This is a genomic window from Streptomyces sp. NPDC014889 (genome assembly GCF_043081205.1).
GTDB lineage: Bacteria > Actinomycetota > Actinomycetes > Streptomycetales > Streptomycetaceae > Streptomyces.
This window is the reverse complement of the sequence record NZ_JBIBWH010000009.1, coordinates 300,414-320,430: the sequence shown is the minus strand read 5'-3', so window position 1 is coordinate 320,430 and position 20,017 is coordinate 300,414. Positions and strand designations below refer to the sequence as shown.

Below are 20,017 nucleotides of genomic sequence, written 5' to 3'. Positions count from 1 at the left end.
CTCCGGCGTGGGCGAGTCTCATGGGCGTTGACCGCAGGGCCCCGCAGCCTCCGCTCGGTCGCCCACGGCCGAAAACGGCTCGCGCGGCGACGTGGCGTCTGTCACTCGACCGGCCTATCGAACCTGACCCCGTCCGGGTGTACGGCAGGAAAATGGCCGGTGACCATGGCTGTGCACAGAATTTTTTCCAGGGGGTCCCCTTGCTGGGAGAAACCCTGTATGTATACCGTCTCCTTACGCGAGGTTCTCCCGTGGAGGATGAGACATGACGGAAATTCTTGTGCAGGTGGGTGCGGAGGAGCAGGTTCCTCCGGTGACCCGGGTGGTCGAGCACCTGGCTTGGCCCGTGCTCAAGGATGCCGTGGAACGAATCCGGCCATGGCAGTCGAAGGACGGCTCGATCGACTTCACGGCCGAGGGCGCCCCCGGCCGCGCGGACGCCGACGCCGCCGTGCGCCGCGTGATCGACGCCGTCGAGGAGCTGTCCCCGCTGCTGCCGCACGACGCCGCCTACCACGAGGCGCTCGTGCGGGACCTGCGCCGCTGGGCCGAGGGCGGCTTCGAGGTGCCGGACTTCCTGGACTCGCTGCTGGCCTTCCAGCCCGCCGCGAACCGCGCCGACGGCCTCCAGCACCTGGTCGTCTTCCCCATGTACACGCAGAACGGCAACCCGGACCGCAACCTGGAGGCGGTCGTGCTGCGCATGGTCTGGCCGGACTGGCTGGCCGAACTGGAGCGCACCCGCTACGACAACCCGCTGTTCTGCGGCATCACCTTCGAGGACTTCACGGGCGGCTACGACACCAACTCCGCCGTCCTCTTCCCGGAGACCATCGCCGTGCGCGAGGCGCCGGAGCGGTTCTCCTGGGGCGGCATCTTCTGCGACCGCGAGGCCGCACGCTTCCGCCGCGTCACCGCCGCCGCCGTCGACCTCCTGGGCCTGGAACTGCCCGAGGACATCGCCGCCATGGTCCACGACCAGAAGCGCTGCGAGGAGGCCTTCGTACTGTGGGACATGGTCCACGACCGCACCCACAGCCACGGCGACCTGCCGTTCGACCCGTTCATGATCAAGCAGCGCCAGCCGTTCTGGATGTACGGCCTGGAGGAGCTGCGCTGCGACCTCACCGCCTTCAAGGAGGCCGTGAAGCTCCAGGCCGACGGTGTCGCACAGGCCCGTGACGTGCAGTACGCGGTGCTGTTCGACCGCATGTTCCGCTTCCCGGTCACCGGCGAGCGCGTGCGCAACTACGACGGTCTCGGCGGTCAGCTGCTCTTCGCCTACCTCCACAAGCACGACGTGGTGCGCTGGACCGACAACAAGCTGACCATCGACTGGGAGCGCGCCCCGCAGGTCACCAACGAGCTGTGCGCCCGGATCGAGAAGCTCTACCGCGACGGCATCGACCGCCCCAAGCTGGTCCACTGGTTCGCCGGCTACGAACTGGTCTCCACCTACCTCGCCCCGCACCCCGGCTCGAAGTGGGCCAAGGGCCCCGACGCCCTGGACCTGACCCAGCCCCCGCGCAAACTCGTGGACGACGTCCTCCCGGACGAGTTCCCGCTCAGCATGTTCTACGAGGCCCTGTCCAAGAAGCTGAAGAACGTGATCGCCTCGACGAAGGGCATCGTCGGAGCCGCCTGAGCCACGGGCAAAAGAAGTCGGCCCGGCGCGCGGAGCCTCTCCTCGCGTTCGCTGTCCGGGATCGTCATCGACTCGGCAAGCGCGGCGGCGAGCGCGTCCACCTGGGTGTCGGCCGGTGCGCGAGCTGCGTCGGGAGGGCGGGGTGGGCGTCCCGCTAGCGGCCTCGGCGAGCAGTGGGGGCAGGCCGAAGGCATTCTGGCAGGGGGGTGTGAGCACAGGCTCGTGCGCACAGGCTGGGGAGGCGGGCGTGCTTCGCGGGCATGTAGCCCGGGGCTGTGGGCAAGATCGCCCCGTACGAGGGGCCGGGGCCGGTGGATAGACTCTGCCTTGCATGAAGATTTACGGCGTGGACGACGTTTTGGTGGAGGAAGAAGTGAAAACTGAAGGACGCAGGCAAATTACTTCCACCAGGGGCGTCACGGCGGTCCGCGCCGAGCGGGTCGTCGCGTGAGCGGCCGCGGGACCGAGGACACTGCGCAGGAGGCGAGGAAAATGGTGGGGAACGGGGCTCTCAGCGGTGCGGTGATCGCGGTGGCCGGCGCGGGTGGGCCGGCCGGGCGGGCGACGCTGCTCAGGCTCGCCGAGGCGGGGGCGACCGTCGTCGGCGCGGACAACGACCCGGAGCGGCTCTCGCAGGCCGTGGACGCCGCCCGGTACGGCTCCGGTGGCGCCAGCGTCACCGGGGACACCGTCGACCTGCTCGACCTCCAGTCCACCCGTGACTGGGCCGCGCACGTCGAGAAGGACTTCGGCCGGGTCGACGGCCTGGTCCACCTCGTGGGCGGCTGGCGCGGCAGCGAGACCTTCACCAAGACCGTCCTGGACGACTGGGACTTCCTGGAGCTGCTGCTCATCCGCACGGTGCAGCACACCTCGCTGGCCTTCCACGAGGCGCTGCAGCGCAGCGAGCGCGGCCGGTACGTCCTGATCAGCGCGGCTGGCGCCAGCAAGCCCACCGCGGGCAACGCGGCCTACTCCGCCGCCAAGGCCGCCTCCGAGGCGTGGACGCTGGCCATGGCCGACTACTTCCGCAAGGCGGGAAAGGCGGAGGGCGCCGAGGGGCCGACATCCGCGGCTGCGATCCTGGTGGTGAAGGCGTTGGTGCACGACGCGATGCGCGCCGACCGCCCCAACGCGAAGTTCGCGGGCTTCACGGACGTCAAGGACCTGGCCGAGGCCATCGTCGACGTATGGAGCAAGCCCGCCGCGGAAGTGAACGGAAAGCGTCTGTGGCTCACCGAGAAGCCGTGAACCCTCCCCGGACCGACGCGCGTCGCCACCACGACCCCCAGGTCCGCGGGTTCGCCAGCGACAACTACGCCGGGGTCCACCCGGAGGTGCTCGCCGCCCTGGCCGTGGCCAACGGAGGGCACCAGGTCGCGTACGGCGAGGACGACTACACGGAGAACCTCCAGCGGATCGTCCGCAGCCACTTCGGCGCCACGGCGGAGGCCTTCCCGGTGTTCAACGGGACCGGCGCGAACGTCGTGGCGCTCCAGGCGGTCACCGACCGCTGGGGCGCGGTGATCTGCGCGGAGAGCGCGCACATCAACGTCGACGAGGGCGGCGCCCCCGAGCGCATGGGCGGCCTGAAGCTGCTCACCGTGCCCACGCCCGACGGCAAGCTCACCCCCGAGCTGATCGACCGCCAGGCGTTCGGCTGGGAGGACGAGCACCGGGCGATGCCCCAGGTCGTCTCGATCACCCAGAGCACCGAACTCGGCACCCTCTACACGCCCGAGGAGATCCGCGCGATCTGCGAGCACGCGCACGCGCGGGGCATGACGGTGCACCTGGACGGCTCCCGCATCGCCAACGCGGCCGCCTCCCTGAACGTGCCGATGCGGACGTTCACCAACGCGGTCGGCGTCGACATCCTCTCCCTGGGCGGGACGAAGAACGGCGCGATGTTCGGCGAGGCGGTCGTCGTCCTCAACCAGGACGCCGTCCGCCACATGAAGCACATCCGCAAGATGAGCATGCAGCTCGCCTCCAAGATGCGTTTCGTGTCGGTGCAGTTGGAGGCGCTGCTCGCCAAGGACCTGTGGCTGCGCAACGCCCGGCACGCCAACGAGATGGCGCAGCGGCTCGCGGAGGGCGTGCGCGCCGTGCACGGGGTGGAGATCCTCTACCCGGTTCAGGCCAACGGGGTCTTCGCCAAGCTCCCGCACGACGTGAGCGAGCGTCTGCAGAAGCGGTTCCGCTTCTACTTCTGGGACGAGGCGGAGGGCGTCGTGCGCTGGATGTGCGCCTACGACACCACCGAGGACGACGTGGACGCCTTCGTGGCCGCGCTGAAGGAGGAGATGGCGCGCTAGATCGCGCGCTGTCGGATTGGCCAGAGATCTGATCTGCATAGTTATGCGATCACCCGGAAAGCCATTGACGTCGAGTGGTCGCATTCCTATGCTCTGCGGGCATGGAGCCGATCCAGAACACCCCCGACCTGTCTGCCTATCTGGCCGCTGACGAGGCGATCGACCATGAGCACCCGTTGGTCCGCGAGACGGCTGCCCGGCTCGCCGAGGGGGTGGCGGACTCGTATGCCTATGCGCGGTCCGCGTACGAATTCGTGCGTGACGGCATCCCGCACGCGCAGGACGCGGGCGACCCGCGCGTCACCTGGCGCGCCTCCGACGTCCTCCGTCTGCGCACCGGCATCTGCTACGCCAAGGCCCATGCCCTGGCGGCGCTGCTGCGGGCGGAGGACATCCCGACGGCACTGTGCTACCAGCGGCTGACGCACGACGACGGCGGGCACGTGGTGCACGGACTGGTCGCCGTCCGGTTCGACGGAGCCTGGCACCGGCAGGACCCGCGCGGCAACAAGCCGGGCGTCGACGCACAGTTCTCCCTCGCCGGTGAGCGCCTGGCCTTCGTGCCGGATCCGAAGTCCAACGAGGTGGACTACCCGGTGCTGTACGCTGAACCGCACCTGGCCGTGCTGGCCGCCCTCAAGGCCGCTCCGGACCGGCCGCGGCTGTGGAAGACGCTCCCTGCCGCACTCTGACCGCGAGGCGGGAGAACATGACGCTGACGCTCACCGTGTCCGACGAGGTCCGCACACTCGCGCCCGGCTTCACGCATGTGGCCGTGGAGGCCCACGGGCTGGCCGGCGGACCGAGCACCGAGGCCTCCTCGGCGCTCCTCGACGACGCCGCACGCCGTCTGGCGGCCCGCCTGGACGGACGCGCACCGCACGAGGACCCGCACATGGCCGCCTGGCGGGAGACCTACTCGGCGTTCGGCTCCAAGCCCTCCCGCACCCGCAACTCGGCCGAGGCGCTGGCCCGGCGGGCGCTGACCGGCGCCGGCCTGCCCCGCATCAACCTGCTCGTCGACCTCTACAACGCCATCAGCGTCGCCCATCTCATCCCCGTCGGCGGCGAGGACCTCGACCGGATCGTGGGCGGGATGCGCCTCGTGCGCGCCAGTGGCGAGGAGGACTTCGTGACCGTCGCGGGCGGCGAGGAGACCGTCGAACACCCGGACGCGGGCGAGGTCGTGTGGTGCGACGAGGCCGGCGTGACCTGCCGCCGCTGGAACTGGCGCCAGGGCCCGCGCACCCGCCTCACCGAGCAGACCGTGTCGGGCGTCTTCCTGCTGGAGAGCATGTCCCCGATGCCGGTTGCCGAAGTGGAGGCTGCGGCGGCCGAACTCGCCGAACTGCTGGAGAAGTTCAGCCCGGGAGCAGAGGTCGCCGTACGGCCGCCCGGGGCCTGAGCCCCGGTTCTTGCGGCCGCGGGGTCAGTGCGCCCCGGCCGTGCGGAGCTGGTCCGGGGTCGGGGCCGTGCCGCCGAGGTGGGCGGGCATCCACCAGGTGTCGTCGGAGGACCGGGGGCGGACCGGGTAGGCGCGCTGGGCCGCCTCGAGGAGCTCCTGGACGCGCTCGCGCAGCCGGCGGGTGAGGGCGCCCGCGTACAGGTCGCGGGAGGCCTCCATGGCCTCGCCCACCCGGATCGTGATCGGGATGTGGCTGCGCTTGAAGTTGCGGGGGTGGCCCTTGGTCCACAGTCGCTGGGTGCCCCAGACGGCCATCGGGACCAGGGGGACGCCCGCCTCCTGGGCGAGGCGCACCGCGCCCGACTTGAAGCTCTTCAGCGTGAACGACTGCGAGATCGTGGCCTCCGGGAACACCCCGACCACCTCACCGGACCTCAGCGAGTCCAGCGCACGCGCGTACGCCGCCTCGCCGTTGGCGCGGTCCACCGGGATGTGCTTCATGCCGCGCATCAGCGGGCCGGAGATCCGGTGCCGGAAGACCGACTCCTTCGCCATGAAACGCACCAGGCGCTTCTGCGGAAGGGCCGCGAGCCCGTTGAAGACGAAGTCCAGATAGCTGATGTGATTGCTCACCAGCACGGCGCCGCCCGTGCGCGGAATGTTCTCCGACCCCCGGCAGTCGATCTTGAGGTCCCACGCCTTGAACATCGTGCGGGCGAGACCGATGACGGGGCGGTAGACAAGCTCTGCCATGAGCGGGACGGACCCTTCTCTCTGCCAGGGAAGGGGACCCAGGCGGAAGTTACGCTGCCGTAGGTTTACGGCCTGTCGCAGATCGTGCCCCAAGAACGGCGCGGGAGCCAGCCCACGTGCCCGTCCATCGCGAGATCCTCGTCACGTCACCCCTCAGATTCCGCCCGACGGCCCATCGAGGGCACGCACCATGTGCCTGGGAGACCTTCCGGGAACCCGTCCCGGTAGCCCGGGAATCTCCGTGCCCCCGGGCGCGCTGAACCGGTGGGCGCGCGCGGGGGCGCGTTCGCGAAAGTACGGCAAGGTACGGCGGAGGAACGGGAGAACAGGCGTGCCGGGAAGTGGCGAGGCCAGGCGGCTCGGAGCGGCCGAACTCGGTGAGGACCTCGGCGCGCGGGCCACGCTGGTGCAGTTCTCCAGCGCCTTCTGCGCTCCCTGCCGGGCGACTCGGCGGATCCTCGGCGAGGTGGCCGGCGTGGTCCCCGGGGTGGCTCACGTCGAGGTCGACGCCGAGGCCCGGCTCGACCTCGTACGCGCGCTCGGGATCCTCAGGACGCCGACCGTGCTCGTCCTCGACGCGGACGGCCGCGTGGTGCGGCGGGCCGCCGGACAGCCGCGCAAGGCGGATGTCATCGCGGCCCTGGGGGAGGCGTTGTGAGGCGGCTGTCCCCGGTGGTCGGGCCTCCTGCCGTGGCAGCGGGACGGTTCACACGTCCCGGGGCGTACTTGACTGCGCACGCCAACTATCGTGAGCCTGACCGCATGCCCTCGGAACTCCTTCTTCTCGGGCGGCCCCGCGTCGACCCAGCCCGCCCCACGAGCGCGCGCCGCCCGGACTGTTGAGCAGCCGCGGATCCCGCTCGTCCGACCAGCAGAAGGACCGCTCCATGACGGCCACGTCCGACCTGGGTGCCTCGGGCACCGTCCAGTTCGCCTCCCCGCAACTGCTGCGCTCCGTCTTCCGGCGGCACGCGGCGGGCGTCGCGGTGATCACCGCCCGGGGCGACGCCGGACCGGTCGGCTTCACCGCCACCTCTCTCACCTCCGTCTCCGCCGAGCCCCCGATGCTCTCCTTCGGCGTCGGCACCGCCGGTTCCAGCTGGCCGGCCATCGCCACGACCGACCATGTCGGCGTCCACATACTCGGTGAGCACCAGGAGGAACTGGCCGCCACCTTCGCGCGCAGCGGCGCCGACCGCTTCGGAGCGCCGACGGCGTGGCGCGAGGGTCCCGAGGGGGTGCCCGTCCTCGACGGCGTGCTCGCCTGGCTGGTGTGCCGTGTCGTCACGCGGGTGCCGGCCGGGGACCACCGGATCGTGCTGGCCGAGATCGTCCTGGGCGATCCCACGGGCGCCGGACGTCCGCTTCTCTACCACCAGGGCCGCTTCGGCGCGCTGCGTGATTGATCACCCCGCCCCTCTCCTGCGAAGCCGTCGGGTTCCGGTTACGCTGCGTTGCGAAGGTCACAGTTCAAAGCGCTTGCTCAGCGGGCATGAACTGGGTGTACTGACGAGTAATATTCCGCTCGGTGCGCGCGGTCGCCCTGACCGGGATCGGCCGCTTCAGACGCCTATGCTGCCTAGGAAGGCAGCCCAGAGAAGACGATGCAGTAGGAGAGCCGGCGTGAGCTTGAGGATCGTTGTCACTGTGAAGTACGTGCCCGACGCCACTGGCGACCGGCACTTCGCCGATGACCTGACCGTCGACCGGGACGACGTGGACGGTCTGCTCTCCGAGCTGGACGAGTACGCGGTCGAGCAGGCGCTGCGCATCGCCGAGAACTACGACGGGGAAGGCGACGCCGAGGTCACCGTCCTGACGGTGGGTCCGGAGGACGCCAAGGACGCGCTGCGCAAGGCGCTGTCGATGGGCGCCGACAAGGCGGTCCACGTCGAGGACGACGACCTGCACGGCACGGACGCCATCGGCACCTCGCTGGTGCTGGCCAAGGCGGTCGAGAAGGCCGGCTACGACCTGGTGATCTCCGGCATGGCCTCCACCGACGGCTCCATGGGCGTGGTCCCGGCGCTGCTGGCCGAGCGTCTGGGCGTCCCCCAGGTGACGCTGCTGTCGGAGGTGTCGGTCGAGGACGGCACGGTGAAGGGCCGCCGGGACGGCGACACGGCCTCGGAGCAGCTCGAGGCGTCGCTGCCCGCGGTGGTGTCGGTCACCGACCAGTCGGGCGAGGCCCGTTACCCGTCCTTCAAGGGCATCATGGCGGCCAAGAAGAAGCCGGTTCAGTCCTGGGACCTGTCCGACCTGGACATCGACGAGGACGAGGTCGGTCTGGAGGGCGCCTGGACGGCCGTGGACTCCGCCGCGGAGCGTCCGGCCCGTACCGCCGGCACGATCGTCAAGGACGAGGGCGAGGGCGGCAAGCAGCTCGCCGAGTTCCTCGCGAGCCAGAAGTTCATCTAAAGGCAGCCCCCGCCGACCGCCCCCCTTCGCAAGCAGGAGAGAAGAAGTCCCATGGCTGAAGTCCTCGTCTACGTCGACCACGTGGACGGTGCCGTCCGCAAGCCGACCCTGGAGCTGCTGACCCTGGCCCGCCGCATCGGCGAGCCGGTCGCCGTCGCCCTCGGCGCCGGTGCCGCGGACACCGCCGCGACGCTCGCCGAGCACGGCGCGGCGAAGGTCCTCACTCACGACGCGCCCGAGTACGCCGACTACCTGGTCGTGCCCAAGGTGGACGCCCTGCAGGCCGCCGTCGAGGCCGTCTCGCCGGCCGCCGTGCTGGTGCCGTCCTCCACCGAGGGCAAGGAGATCGCCGCGCGGCTGGCGCTGCGCATCGGTTCGGGCATCATCACCGACGCCGTCGACCTGGAGGCCGGCGACGAGGGCCCGGTGGCCACGCAGTCGGTGTTCGCCGCCTCGTACAGCACCAAGTCCCGTGTCACCAAGGGAACTCCGGTCATCACCGTCAAGCCGAACTCGGCCGCCGTGGAGCCCGCTCCTGCCGCCGGTGCGGTCGAGGCGCTGTCCGTGACGTTCTCCGGTCCGGCGACCGGCACGAAGATCACCGGCCGTACGCCGCGTGAGTCGACGGGCCGTCCGGAGCTGACCGAGGCCGCGATCGTGGTCTCCGGCGGCCGTGGCGTGAACGGCGCGGAGAACTTCGCGGTCATCGAGGCGCTCGCCGACTCCCTCGGCGCGGCTGTCGGCGCCTCGCGTGCCGCCGTCGACGCCGGCTGGTACCCGCACACCAGCCAGGTCGGCCAGACCGGCAAGTCGGTCTCGCCGCAGCTCTACATCGCCAACGGCATCTCCGGCGCGATCCAGCACCGGGCCGGCATGCAGACCTCGAAGACCATCGTCGCGGTCAACAAGGACCCCGAGGCCCCGATCTTCGACCTGGTCGACTACGGCGTCGTCGGCGACCTGTTCGAGGTCGTCCCGCAGCTCACCGAGGAGATCAAGACCCGCAAGGGCTGAACCTCCGGCGCTCGACCGAGGCCTCCGTGCCCTGCCCCTACCGGGCGGGACGCGGGGGCCTCGGCTCGTTCCGGCGGCACCCCTGCCGGGCTTCGGCAGGTGATCCCGTGCTCCCGCGCGCCAGGATGAGAGGCATGGGGCGGTCGCACGGAGGAAAGACGGTGTTGACCCACGGGAAGATCCACGGATAACTTCGTACTGCGGATTAATGATTCCGGGAAGCGGAAAACAGGAGGGTGTGGGATGGGTCAGGGCCAGCAGGAGAACGTGGCGACGAGCCTCGCGGGCGCCGTCAGCGAGGAGATCAGCGCCTCCCTCGCGCCGGTCGACGCCGAACTGGAGCGCCTCTACCCGGGCGACCCCGGCACCCGCCAGCCCGTGCACACCGTCTACGTGCCCGGTGACGTCTTCGAGGCCGGCACCATCCGCTCCTGGGGCGACCAGGCGCTCGCCGCGCTCGACGAGCACGCCCCGGACGCGGCCTCCTTCGCCGCCGTCCTCGGCCTGAGCGACGAACTGGCCGCTCCCGTGTACGACCGCGTCCGCGCCAAGCTGGAGCGGGAGCCGATCGAGGACCTGCGGATCGACTTCGAGGACGGGTACGGTCCCCGGCCCGACGCGGAGGAGGACGAGGCGGCCGCACGCGCGGCCAGGCTGGTCGCCGAGGCGTACCGGAACGGGACGGCCGCCCCGTACATGGGCATCCGCATGAAGTGCTTCGAGGCGGCGGTCCGCGACCGGGGCATCCGCACCCTGGACATCTTCCTCACCGGCCTGATGGAGGCCGGGGGCCTGCCCGAGGGGCTGGTCCTGACCCTGCCCAAGGTGACCTATCCCGAGCAGGTCACCGCCATGGCCCGGCTGCTGGAGGCCTTCGAGAAGGCCCATGGGCTGGCGCCCGGGCGCCTCGGCTTCGAGCTCCAGATCGAGACGAGCCAGTCCATCCTGGCCGCGGACGGCACCGCGACGGTCGCCCGGATGATCCAGGCCGCCGAGGGCCGGGCCACCGGACTGCACTACGGCACCTTCGACTACAGCGCCTGCCTCGGTGTCTCCGCCGCCTACCAGGCCAGCGACCACCCGGCCGCCGACTACGCCAAGGCCGTGATGCAGGTCGCCGCGGCGGGCACGGGCGTACGCGTCTCGGACGGGTCCACCAACGTCCTGCCGGTCGGCCCGACCGGGAAAGTGCACGACGCCTGGCGGCTGCACTTCGGCCTCACCCGCCGCGCCCTGGCCCGCGCCTACTACCAGGGCTGGGACATGCACCCCGGCCACATCCCCACCCGGTACGCGGCCGTGTTCGCCTTCTACCGCGAGGGCTTCGAGCAGGCGGCGGCCCGCCTGGCCCGTTACGTCAACCGGGACGGCGGCGACGTCATGGACGAGCCCGCCACCGCCAAGGCGCTCAGCGGCTACCTGCTGCGCGGCCTGGACTGCGGCGCCCTCGGCTCCGCCGAGGTCGCCGAGCTCACCGGCCTGACCCGGGCCGACCTGGAGTCCTTCGCGGCCCCCCGCCGCGGCGACCTGACCGCGTCGGCGCAGTAGCCGGACGGCGGACCGGCAGGGGCGTGACCGCGGGGCCCGTCCCCGTGGTCACGCCCCTGTGCGTGTGCCCTCGGCGCGGGCGTCCGGCCGGGTGTCCGCTCGCTCGCGCGGCACGGGCGGCCCGCCGGACGTGGAGGGGGGTGGGCGTCGGGCGTCAGGTCAGCGGGGGCAGTTCGCCCGACCCCCGGGTGATCAGGCGGGTCGGGATTTCGATGCGTTCCGGGGCGAGGAGGGTGCCGTCCAACTGACGGAAGAGACGGTCGGCGGCGGTCCGGCCGAGGGCCGCCGCGTCCTGGGCGACGACGGTCACGCCCGGCTGGAGCAGATCGGCCAGTTCGATGTCGTCGAAGCCGACGAGGGCGACCCGCCGCGCCTGTTCGGCCAGTACGCGGATCACGGTGACGGTCACCCGGTTGTTGCCCGCGAAGACCGCGGTGACCGGGTCGGGCCCGGCCAGCATCGTCTCGGTGGCCCGGCGCACCCGCTCCGGGTCCGTGACGCCCAGCGACATCCAGGAGTCCTCGACCGGTATGCCCGCGTCCTCCATCGCCGCCCGGTAGCCGCGCAGGCGCTCGGCGGCCGTGTGGATGCGGGGCATGTCGCCGATGAACCCGATCCGGCGGTGGCCGTGGGCGATCAGATGGGCGACGCCGTCGCGGGCGCCGCCGAAGTTGTCCGACAGCACGACGTCGGCGTCGATGTTGCCGGCCGGGCGGTCCACGAACACGGTCGCGACGCCCGCCCTGAGCTCGGGCTCCAGATAGCGGTGGTCGTCCCCGGCCGGGATCACCACCAGCCCGTCCACCCGCCGTGCGCACAGCGCCAGCGCCAGTTCCTGCTCGCGCTCCGGGTCCTCCGCGCTGGAGCCGTTGATGAGCAGGGCGCCGTGCGCGCGGGCGACCTCCTCGACCGCGCGGCTCAGCGGCCCGTAGAACGGGTCGGCGAGGTCTTCCAGGATCAGCCCCACGCTCGCCGTACGGCCCTTGCGCAGCACCCGCGCGCTGTCGTTGCGGCGGAATCCCAGGGCCGCGATGGCGTCCTGCACGCGTCGCTCCGTGTCCGGAGTGACTCCGGGCTCACCGTTGACCACGCGGGAGACGGTCTTCAGGCCGACGCCCGCGCGCGCCGCCACGTCCTTCATCGTGGGACGGCTGCCGTAGCGGTTCCCCGATGCGCGGTCCGGGCGGTCTGCGGGGCGGTCTGCTCGACGGGCGGTCTCGGGCACGGTGCGGCGTCCTGTCCTGTCGTCCACGGGGACGAATCGCGTCCACGGGGATGCGTCGGTCCATGGGTTCGTATGAGGATGTGGCGTCGAGCATAGAACCTGGACAACGTTGTCATATGCACGAGAGACTGTCCATCGAACACTCCGGCCCGCGCCGCTCCACGGCGATACCGGACCGCGCCCACCTCTTGGTTTTCTCATGGTTGACGGGGAGATCTGACTCTGATGCACACCGACCTCGTGGCCGCGCTTGACATCGGCGGCACCAAGATCGCCGGAGCGCTGGTGGACGGCCGCGGCGGCATCCTGGTGCGCGCGCAGCGCCCGACGCCCGCGCAGGAGGACGGCGACACCGTGATGCGGGCCGTGGAGGAGGTGCTCGGCGAGCTGGGCGCCTCGCCGCTGTGGGAGCGTGCCACGGCCCTGGGCATCGGCAGCGCGGGCCCGGTGGACGCCTCGACGGGCACGGTCAGCCCCGTCAACGTGCCCGGCTGGCGCGACTATCCGCTGGTCGAGCGGGCCCGCGCGGCGGCCGGCGGCCTGCCCGTGGAGCTGATCGGCGACGGCGTGGCCATCACGGCGGCCGAGCACTGGCAGGGCGCCGCCCGGGGACACGACAACGCGCTGTGCATGGTCGTCTCCACCGGCGTCGGCGGCGGCCTGGTCCTCGGCGGCCGGCTGCACCCCGGCCCGACCGGCAACTCCGGGCACATCGGCCACATCAGCGTCGACCTCGACGGCGACCCGTGCCCGTGCGGTTCGCGCGGCTGCGTGGAGCGTTTGGCGAGCGGACCGAACATCGCCCGGCGGGCCCTGGAACAGGGCTGGCGCCCGGGCCCCGACGGCGACACCTCGGCCGCCGCGGTGGCCGCCGCCGCCCGTGCCGGGGACCCGGTCGCCGTGGCCTCCTTCGCCCGCGCCGCCCGCGCCCTGGCCGCGGGCATCGCCGCCACCGCGACCCTGGTCGAGATCGACATCGCGGTGATCGGCGGGGGAGTGGCCAAGGCGGGCGACGTGCTCCTCGCCCCGCTGCGCCGGGCCCTGGCCGACTACGCCACCCTCTCCTTCGTACGGCGCCTGACGGTCGCCCCCGCCCAGACCGGCACGGACGCCGGCCTGGTGGGAGCGGCGGCGGCAGCGCTCGCGGCGCGGACGGGTGTCACGGCGGCAGGGGTCTGAGTCGGAGACGGAGGGCCCAGCAGCGACTGACCGGCCCGCCGGCCGTTGAAACAGCCAGGGCCCCATGTTCCAGCGCCTCAGGAACGTCCCGAGGCGGGGCTGACCATGCCCACCCAGGTACGGGGGTGGCACGGACATGACCATCAGGTCGCAGGAATGGTTGCCCATCCCATCGCCGCCGCCCGGGTCCGGGCAAGGTCGTCAGCTCCCGCGATGTCTGCCTGGACACGGGCCTCGCCCGGCTGTTCCATGGCCGACTCACCTGCGCCCCCGGATGCTGCGGTTGAACACACGAGCTCACCAGTAGAGCCCCGGCTACAGATCCGCAATCCAGGGGTGTCCCGGGTGTACGCGGGCGAGCAGCTCGGCCAGGGTCTCGCGCTGAGCCGGGGTCATTTGCGGGACGGTCGCCTCGAAGTCTGTTCGATCCTTTCGGCGGGGGTGCTTGGCCTTGAACAGCAGGACCAGCTCGGGCGCCAGATACGGGATGCCGTCCCGGGTGTGATGGATGACGTCGCTGTAGGGAAGCCGGATCCTCTCATCGCGTCGGCAGATCCAGGTGTCGCCGTCGTGCGGTTCGCGGAACACGTCGAGCAGGTAGTTTCCGGCGGCCGGATCGCGGAGCCATGTCTGATGCACGGCGGCCAGCACCTCCGGTGTGGCGTCCTCCCAGATCCGGCCGCTGCCCACCGCGTCGAAGACGTATCCGCAGAAGCGGTGGCGGACCTCGGGAAAGCTCGCGGCCGGAATCGCTATCTCGATGTCTCCATGAGCGCGCGTCTGTGTGCCGCGAAACAAGTCCAGCGCCCAGCCCGCGGCCACGTACCAGGGCGTGCTGATCCCGGCCAGCTGCTGCGCGACCTCACTCGGGGTCCAGCAGGATGACCACCTGGCGTGGAGGGCTTCGCTCTCGTCGGGTGACAGCTCGATGCCGCCGCTGGGCAGTTGCTCGCTCACCGCGGGAATCCATCAGCGGAGTCGAAGGTCCCTGGCCATGGTCGATGACCAGGAGCGACCCCGTCTCGACCCCCGTTCAGCACACCAGGCGGGCGTCCGCCCAGTCCGCGTGGTCGGAGTCGATGCCGTCGCCGCCGTCCGTGACGACGAGGCGGACCACCTGGGCGCCGGTCACGTCCGCCGACAGCGGCCGGGCGCCCATCGCGTTGGTCAGGACCCCGGTGGAGGCTGCCTTCCGGCCGTCCGCCCAGATCTCGAACGCCACCGTGCCCCTGCCGTCCTTCTCGTCGTCGACGCCGACGTCCGCGGTGACCGTCCGGCAGGTCGCGCCCGTGTAGAACTCGACGGCGCTCTCCGCGTGGACGCCGAGTCCCTTGGCGTACACCGCCCCGCCGAGGGTGATCGGATGACCGTCGCCCGCGGCGCTCTCGCCGTTGCTGGTGTCGCGCTCCACCGGGCCGTAGCCGTTGGCGGCCGACAGCCAGGGGAGGTCACTGAGGTACGACGTCCCGGCGGGCGGCCGCACCACCACGCCGGCGGCGAGGGTCAGGGCGCTGTCGGCGCGGTCGCCGCCCGGGGAGCTGTGGTTCTCCCTGAGCGTCAGTTCGTACGAACCTGTCGGCGTCCCGGCCGGTGCGGCGACCGTCCAGCGGGTGCGCAGTGCCTTGCCCGTCGGTAGGTCCGGGGCCCGGGTCGCGGACTTTGGCCGTATCGTCCAGCCCGCCGGGCCGGTCAGCGACACGGAGACCTGTGTGGCCGGCGTACGGCCCAGGTCGGTGACGGTGGTGGTCAGCGTCGCCGGCTTGCCCGCTTCCAGCAACAGGCCGCCCTCCAGTCCGAGTTCGACGGCGGGCGGGTTCGCGGCCCAGCGGTTGTCGGAGGAGACCCGGACCAGGACGGTGCCGTGGGCCGGAACGGTCGCCGAGATCGTGCCCGCGGTGTTGTAGGAGCGGTGTTCCCACAGGTCGCGCAGCGTGTAGGCGGCGGCGCCGGGCAGGCCCACGGCCCGCGCGGTGGTGGCGATGCGCTGCGGGCTGCCGGTCTCGTTGAACAGGGCGACGGCGCGGCTGCCGTCCTCCATCTCCTTGGCCACGACCCAGCGCCCGTCCTCGGAGGAGACGACGGCGCCCTGCTTGCCCAGCGGGTCCTGGTCGACGGCGATGACCTCCTTGTTGCCCAGGATGCCGAGGGTCGCCTCGGAGGCCTTGCGCAGGTCCGAGCCGATGAGGAGGGGCGCGGCCATCACGGACCACATCGAGAAGTGGGTGCGGTACTCGGTGTCCGTCATGCCGCCGTTGCCGACCTCCAGCATGTCGGGGTCGTTCCAGTGGCCCGGACCGGCGTACGGGGCGAGCGGCAGGTTCTGCTTGAGGATCGACAGCATCGAGCCCCAGTTGTCGCTGATGTCATCGGTGGTGCGCCACAGGTGCCCGATGCCGGAGGCCCATTCCCAGGGTTTGTTCTGGCCCCATTCGCAGATGCTGTAGACGATGGGCCGGCCGGTCGCCTTCAGCGCGTCCCGCATGGTGGTGTACCGGAGCCTGGCGTCCACGCCCTGGTTGTTGCAGTTGTCGTACTTGAGGTAGTCCACGCCCCAGTCGGCGAACTGCTGGGCGTCGCTGTACTCGTGGCCGAGCGCGCCGGGGAATCCGGCGCTGTTGCAGGTCTTGGTGCCGGCGCTGGTGTAGATGCCCAGCTTGAGCCCCTTGGAGTGCACGTAGTCCGCGACGGCCGCGATGCCGTTGGGGAACCTGACCGGGTCGGGTACGAGCTTGCCGTCGGCGTCGCGGACGGGCAGGGCCCAGCAGTCGTCGAGGTTGACGTACTGGTACCCGGCGTCCTTCAGGCCCTTGGTGACGAAGAGGTCGGCGATGCCCTTGACCATGGACTCGTCGAACTCGGCTCGGCAGTTGGTGGAGTTCCAGTTGTTGAAGCCCATCGGAGGGGTGAGGGCGAGTCCGTCGGCCCGCGTGGGCGCGACGGAGTCCCGTGCCGAGGCCGCCGCGGCGGGGGCGGCGACGGCGGGGGCGGCGAGCCCCGTGGTGCACAGCAGTCCTGCGGCCAGGGCCCCGACCACGGTGCGGCGGGCGGTGCGCGTGTGCGGGTGACGCATGAGAACGCTCCTCCGAACTCGCGAAAGATGGGATGACATCGTGTTCGCGTCATCGGTGCGCGGTTATGGTAGGACGTGTCCAACTCTGTTGGAAGAGAAGCGGTAACGGTTGTTCGATATCCCGTCAGATCCCTTGACTGCTGCGCCGGTTGGCGGTGAGATCCCATTCTCGCGTTCGGTTGTGTTGGGGTGCACCCCGAGGAGGGGGACATGGCGCAGTCATCGTTCAACCGGCTCGTCCCGCCGACCGGTGCGGCAGGACACCCGGTCTCCCGGCGCGATGTCCTGCGCGGCGCGGCCGCCGGAGCGGGCATGGTCACCCTTCCCGCCGTGCTGGCCGCCTGCGGCTCCGGCCCCGGCGGAGACAAGAACGAGGTCACTGTCGGGTCGAACGCCTCGGACGCGGTACCGAAGAAGGCGTTCGCGGCGGCGTTCGACGCCTACCGGAAGCAGTCCGGCAAGAAGGTCAAGGTCAACACCAAGGACCACAACGACTTCCAGGAGAACATCAACCGGTATCTGCAGGGCCGGCCCGACGACGTCTTCATGTGGTTCGCGGGGTACCGGATGCAGTACTTCGCGCAGAAGGGGCTGCTGACCGACATCAGCGACGTGTGGTCGTCGTTCTCCGGGTTCTCCGACGCCCTCAAGGAGCAGTCGACGCACGACGGCCGGCAGTTCTTCGTGCCGTACTACTACTATCCGTGGGCCGTCTTCCACCGTAAGAGCCTGTTCCAGCAGAAGGGCTACCAACAGCCAAAGAACTGGGACCAGTTCATCGCGCTGGCCAAGCAGATGTCCAAGGACGGCACCCCGGTCGCCTTCAGCGACAAGGACGGCTGGCCCGCCATGGGCACCTTCGACTACATCAACCTGCGCCTGAACGGATACGACTTCCACAAGTCCCTGATGGCAGGCGAACAGGCGTGGACCGACAACCGGGTGAAGAAGGTCTTCGACACCTGGCGCGAGCTGATGCCGTACTACCAGAAGGGCGCGCTCGGCCGGACCTGGGAGGAGGCCGGGCAGAGTCTTCAGCAGCGCAAGACGGGCATGGCCGTCTTCGGAATGCCGCACCCCGGCAGCCAGTTCCCGGAGAACGAACGCGACGACATCGACTTCTTCGCGTTCCCCGAGATCGACCCGCAGTACGGCCAGGACGCCGTGGAGGCCCCCATCGACGGCTTCCTCGTCGCGAAGAAGTCCAAGAACGTCGCCGCCGCCAAGGACCTGCTCAAGTGGCTCGGCACAGCGAAGGCCGAGGACATCTACCTGCGGTACGACCCGAACAACGTGGCCGTCAACTCCGGTGCCGACACCTCCGCCTACAGCGCCCTGCAGAAGAAGTCCGCCGAACTCGTCTCCGGCGCCCGGCAGATCTCGCAGTTCCTGGACCGCGACACCCGCCCCGACTTCGCCTCCACCGTGATGATCCAGGCGATCCAGGACTTCATCGGCAACCCGAAGGACGTCGACGGGCTGTGCAACAGCATCGAACGGCAGAAGAAGACCATCTTCTCGCAGCCCGTCGGCTGATCACTGGGGGACATGTTCCGTGGCGCTCACCTCCCCGCGGCGCGCCGGACGGCCACGACTGCGCCGGTTCACCCGCCGTGACCTCGCCGTCCTCGGCGTGCTGCTCGGCATCCCGGTACTGCTCGACATCGCCATCGTCTGGGGGCCGACGCTCGCCTCCATCGGGCTGTCCTTCACCTCCTGGGACGGCATCGGGGACATCCACTGGGCCGGCGGCGAGAACTACCGGAACCTCGCCGAGAACTACCCGCCGTTCTGGCCCGCGGTCCGCCACAACGTCCTGTGGCTGCTCTTCCTGGGCCTGATTGCGACACCGTTCGGGCTGTTCCTGGCCGTCCTCATCGACCGGGGCGTCCGCTTCAGCCGCTTCTACCAGTCCGTGCTCTACCTGCCGGTCGTGCTCTCGCTGGCCATCGTCGGCTTCATGGCCCAACTGCTCCTTGGCACCGACCAGGGCGTGGTCAACACGCTCCTCGGCAACCACGCCGACCCCGTCGACTGGCTCGGCGACTCCCGCCTCAACATCTGGATGATGATGATCGCCGCGAGCTGGCGGCACGTCGGCTACGTCATGATCCTCTACCTCGCCGGACTGAAGTCCGTCGACCCGGCGCTGAAGGAGGCGGCGGCGATCGACGGGGCGAACGAGCGCCAGACGTTCTTCCACGTGGTCCTGCCGACCCTGCGCCCGGTGAACGTCGTCGTCGGCGTCATCACGGTCATCGAGGCGCTGCGCGCCTTCGACATCGTCTACGCGGTCAACAAGGGCCGCAACGGCCTGGAACTGCTGTCGGTGCTGATCACCGACAACATCATCGGCGAGGCGAGCCGCATCGGCTTCGGCTCCGCCATCGCCGTGGTCCTGCTCACCGTGTCCCTGGGGTGCATCGTGACGTTCCTGGTCCAAGAGCTGCGAGGTGCGCGCGACCGATGACGGCGGACATTCGCACCACCGCGCCCGTACACCGCCCGGCGCCGGCGCCCGCACGGTCGGCGGGACCCCCGCGCCGGGGCCGCTGGGGCGTGCAGATCTTCCTCGCGGCGGTGTCGCTGGCGTTCGTCGCACCGCTGCTGCTCGCGGTCTACGCCTCACTGCGTCCGTACCAGGACACCGCGCAGCACGGCTACTTCTCCTGGCCCAGCCATCTGTCCTTCGCCTACTACCGGCAGGCCTACACCGAGTCCGGCATGGGCAGGTACTTCGCCAACACGCTGATCATCGCGGTGCCCGCGGTGATCGTCACACTGTTCCTGGCGGCGTTCGTGGCGTTCGCGGTCGCGCGTCTGAGACTGCGCGGCGGCCTGGTCCTGCTGATGTTCTTCACGGCGGGCAACCTGCTCCCGCAGCAGGTGATCGTCACGCCCCTGTACGTCCTGTTCAACAGGATCCCGCTGCCGTGGTGGATGTCCGACTCCCTGACGATGTACGACTCCTACTGGGCCGTCATCGTCGTCAACATCGGCTTCCAGCTGGGGTTCTGCGTCTTCGTCCTGGCCAACTTCATGCGCACGCTGCCCCAGGAGATCCTGGAGGCGGCGATCGTCGACGGCGCCGGCGTGTGGACCCGGTTCTGGCGCATCACCCTGCCGCTGTGCCGGCCGGCCCTCGCGGCCCTGGCCACCCTGGAGTTCACCTGGGTCTACAACGACTTCCTGTGGGCCCTGATCTTCATCTCCGACCCCGACAAGCTCCCGATCACCTCCTCCCTGAACAACCTGCGCGGGCAGTTCTTCACCGACTACAACCTGCTCGCGGCCGGATCTGTCCTGGTGGCCCTGCCCACGATCCTGGTCTTCCTGCTCCTGCAACGCCACTTCATCGCGGGCCTGACCCTGGGGTCGACGAAGGGCTGAGTGCTCCCGTCGGGTGCACGGGCGTGACCCCGGGGCGGTCGGCGCAGTTGAA

At 70.6% G+C, this 20,017-nt stretch carries 18 protein-coding genes; 14 read left to right on the top strand and 4 right to left on the bottom strand.

Features of this window, described 5'->3' with window-relative positions:
- Window positions 1–265: 265 nt before the first annotated feature.
- The 5 genes from ACF09J_RS20310 (at window position 266) to ACF09J_RS20290 (ending at window position 5,368) form a co-directional block, all read left to right on the top strand.
- Window positions 266–1,645, top strand: coding sequence for a DUF6421 family protein (locus ACF09J_RS20310; protein ID WP_392306816.1), 1,380 nt, complete (start codon window positions 266–268; stop codon window positions 1,643–1,645).
- A 495-nt stretch (window positions 1,646–2,140) separates the two neighbouring features.
- Window positions 2,141–2,896, top strand: a complete 756-nt coding sequence (locus ACF09J_RS20305; protein ID WP_392306919.1) for an SDR family NAD(P)-dependent oxidoreductase — start codon at window positions 2,141–2,143, stop codon at window positions 2,894–2,896.
- The gene (locus ACF09J_RS20300) at window positions 2,893–3,963 is read left to right on the top strand and encodes a threonine aldolase family protein (RefSeq protein WP_392306815.1); all 1,071 of its coding nucleotides are present in this window, start codon (window positions 2,893–2,895) and stop codon (window positions 3,961–3,963) included. Before ACF09J_RS20305 ends, ACF09J_RS20300 begins: the two co-directional genes overlap by 4 nt.
- A 101-nt stretch (window positions 3,964–4,064) precedes the next feature.
- A complete protein-coding gene (locus ACF09J_RS20295) occupies window positions 4,065–4,655 on the top strand; it encodes a transglutaminase domain-containing protein (protein ID WP_392306814.1) in 591 nt (196 codons plus the stop codon).
- A gap of 17 nt (window positions 4,656–4,672) precedes the next feature.
- On the top strand, window positions 4,673–5,368 hold the full coding sequence (locus ACF09J_RS20290; protein ID WP_392306813.1) for a B3/4 domain-containing protein: 696 nt from the start codon (window positions 4,673–4,675) through the stop codon (window positions 5,366–5,368).
- A 24-nt stretch (window positions 5,369–5,392) separates the two neighbouring features.
- On the opposite strand, the gene ACF09J_RS20285 is transcribed toward ACF09J_RS20290, so the two are convergent.
- The gene (locus ACF09J_RS20285; protein WP_392306812.1) at window positions 5,393–6,121 is read right to left on the bottom strand and encodes a lysophospholipid acyltransferase family protein; all 729 of its coding nucleotides are present in this window, start codon (window positions 6,119–6,121) and stop codon (window positions 5,393–5,395) included.
- A 256-nt stretch (window positions 6,122–6,377) separates the two neighbouring features.
- On the opposite strand from ACF09J_RS20285, the gene ACF09J_RS20280 reads away from it, so the two are divergent.
- The 5 genes from ACF09J_RS20280 (at window position 6,378) to ACF09J_RS20260 (ending at window position 11,101) form a co-directional block, all read left to right on the top strand.
- Entirely contained in the window at window positions 6,378–6,779 is a 402-nt protein-coding gene (locus ACF09J_RS20280; RefSeq protein WP_392306918.1) for a TlpA family protein disulfide reductase, read from the top strand.
- Between the two features lie 229 nt (window positions 6,780–7,008).
- Complete coding sequence (locus ACF09J_RS20275; RefSeq protein WP_392306811.1) at window positions 7,009–7,527, top strand: flavin reductase family protein; 519 nt, start codon at window positions 7,009–7,011, stop codon at window positions 7,525–7,527.
- A 217-nt stretch (window positions 7,528–7,744) separates the two neighbouring features.
- A complete protein-coding gene (locus tag ACF09J_RS20270; protein ID WP_392306810.1) occupies window positions 7,745–8,539 on the top strand; it encodes an electron transfer flavoprotein subunit beta/FixA family protein in 795 nt (264 codons plus the stop codon).
- Between the two features lie 51 nt (window positions 8,540–8,590).
- Entirely contained in the window at window positions 8,591–9,553 is a 963-nt protein-coding gene (locus ACF09J_RS20265) for an electron transfer flavoprotein subunit alpha/FixB family protein (RefSeq protein ID WP_392306809.1), read from the top strand.
- A 243-nt stretch (window positions 9,554–9,796) separates the two neighbouring features.
- A complete protein-coding gene (locus ACF09J_RS20260; protein WP_392306808.1) occupies window positions 9,797–11,101 on the top strand; it encodes a DUF6986 family protein in 1,305 nt (434 codons plus the stop codon).
- Between the two features lie 154 nt (window positions 11,102–11,255).
- Here ACF09J_RS20260 and ACF09J_RS20255 read toward each other — a convergent pair whose 3' ends face one another.
- The gene (locus ACF09J_RS20255; RefSeq protein WP_392306807.1) at window positions 11,256–12,326 is read right to left on the bottom strand and encodes a LacI family DNA-binding transcriptional regulator; all 1,071 of its coding nucleotides are present in this window, start codon (window positions 12,324–12,326) and stop codon (window positions 11,256–11,258) included.
- Between the two features lie 225 nt (window positions 12,327–12,551).
- Between ACF09J_RS20255 and ACF09J_RS20250 the strand changes: the two genes are divergently transcribed.
- Window positions 12,552–13,505 (top strand): ROK family protein, encoded by a 954-nt coding sequence (locus ACF09J_RS20250; protein WP_392306806.1) that lies wholly within the window; start codon window positions 12,552–12,554, stop codon window positions 13,503–13,505.
- Window positions 13,506–13,820: 315 nt separating this feature from the next.
- Here the strand turns inward: ACF09J_RS20250 and ACF09J_RS20245 are convergent, their stop codons facing one another.
- Both ACF09J_RS20245 and ACF09J_RS20240 read right to left on the bottom strand, forming a co-directional pair.
- Window positions 13,821–14,462: a nucleotidyltransferase domain-containing protein gene (locus ACF09J_RS20245; RefSeq protein ID WP_392306805.1), complete on the bottom strand. Its 642-nt coding sequence runs from the start codon at window positions 14,460–14,462 to the stop codon at window positions 13,821–13,823.
- A gap of 76 nt (window positions 14,463–14,538) precedes the next feature.
- Window positions 14,539–16,575 carry an NPCBM/NEW2 domain-containing protein gene (locus tag ACF09J_RS20240; protein WP_392306804.1) on the bottom strand — a complete coding sequence of 679 codons (2,037 nt, stop codon included), beginning with the start codon at window positions 16,573–16,575 and terminating at the stop codon, window positions 14,539–14,541.
- A gap of 210 nt (window positions 16,576–16,785) precedes the next feature.
- On the opposite strand from ACF09J_RS20240, the gene ACF09J_RS20235 reads away from it, so the two are divergent.
- Genes ACF09J_RS20235 through ACF09J_RS20225 form a run of 3 tightly spaced genes read left to right on the top strand, consistent with a single transcriptional unit; the run spans window position 16,786 to window position 19,965 of the window.
- Window positions 16,786–18,111 carry an ABC transporter substrate-binding protein gene (locus ACF09J_RS20235; RefSeq protein ID WP_392306803.1) on the top strand — a complete coding sequence of 442 codons (1,326 nt, stop codon included), beginning with the start codon at window positions 16,786–16,788 and terminating at the stop codon, window positions 18,109–18,111.
- Between the two features lie 19 nt (window positions 18,112–18,130).
- On the top strand, window positions 18,131–19,045 hold the full coding sequence (locus ACF09J_RS20230; protein WP_392306802.1) for a carbohydrate ABC transporter permease: 915 nt from the start codon (window positions 18,131–18,133) through the stop codon (window positions 19,043–19,045).
- The gene (locus ACF09J_RS20225; RefSeq protein ID WP_392306801.1) at window positions 19,042–19,965 is read left to right on the top strand and encodes a carbohydrate ABC transporter permease; all 924 of its coding nucleotides are present in this window, start codon (window positions 19,042–19,044) and stop codon (window positions 19,963–19,965) included. Before ACF09J_RS20230 ends, ACF09J_RS20225 begins: the two co-directional genes overlap by 4 nt.
- Window positions 19,966–20,017 lie beyond the last annotated feature (52 nt).

Coding starts and splice junctions, on each gene's coding strand:
- ACF09J_RS20235 (WP_392306803.1), top strand. CDS start 16,786: ATGGCGCAGTCATCGTTCAACCGGCTCGTCCCGCCGACCGGTGCGGCA.
- ACF09J_RS20250 (WP_392306806.1), top strand. CDS start 12,552: ATGCACACCGACCTCGTGGCCGCGCTTGACATCGGCGGCACCAAGATC.
- ACF09J_RS20240 (WP_392306804.1), bottom strand. CDS start 16,575: ATGCGTCACCCGCACACGCGCACCGCCCGCCGCACCGTGGTCGGGGCC.
- ACF09J_RS20275 (WP_392306811.1), top strand. CDS start 7,009: ATGACGGCCACGTCCGACCTGGGTGCCTCGGGCACCGTCCAGTTCGCC.
- ACF09J_RS20260 (WP_392306808.1), top strand. CDS start 9,797: ATGGGTCAGGGCCAGCAGGAGAACGTGGCGACGAGCCTCGCGGGCGCC.
- ACF09J_RS20310 (WP_392306816.1), top strand. CDS start 266: ATGACGGAAATTCTTGTGCAGGTGGGTGCGGAGGAGCAGGTTCCTCCG.
- ACF09J_RS20225 (WP_392306801.1), top strand. CDS start 19,042: ATGACGGCGGACATTCGCACCACCGCGCCCGTACACCGCCCGGCGCCG.
- ACF09J_RS20285 (WP_392306812.1), bottom strand. CDS start 6,121: ATGGCAGAGCTTGTCTACCGCCCCGTCATCGGTCTCGCCCGCACGATG.
- ACF09J_RS20290 (WP_392306813.1), top strand. CDS start 4,673: ATGACGCTGACGCTCACCGTGTCCGACGAGGTCCGCACACTCGCGCCC.
- ACF09J_RS20265 (WP_392306809.1), top strand. CDS start 8,591: ATGGCTGAAGTCCTCGTCTACGTCGACCACGTGGACGGTGCCGTCCGC.
- ACF09J_RS20295 (WP_392306814.1), top strand. CDS start 4,065: ATGGAGCCGATCCAGAACACCCCCGACCTGTCTGCCTATCTGGCCGCT.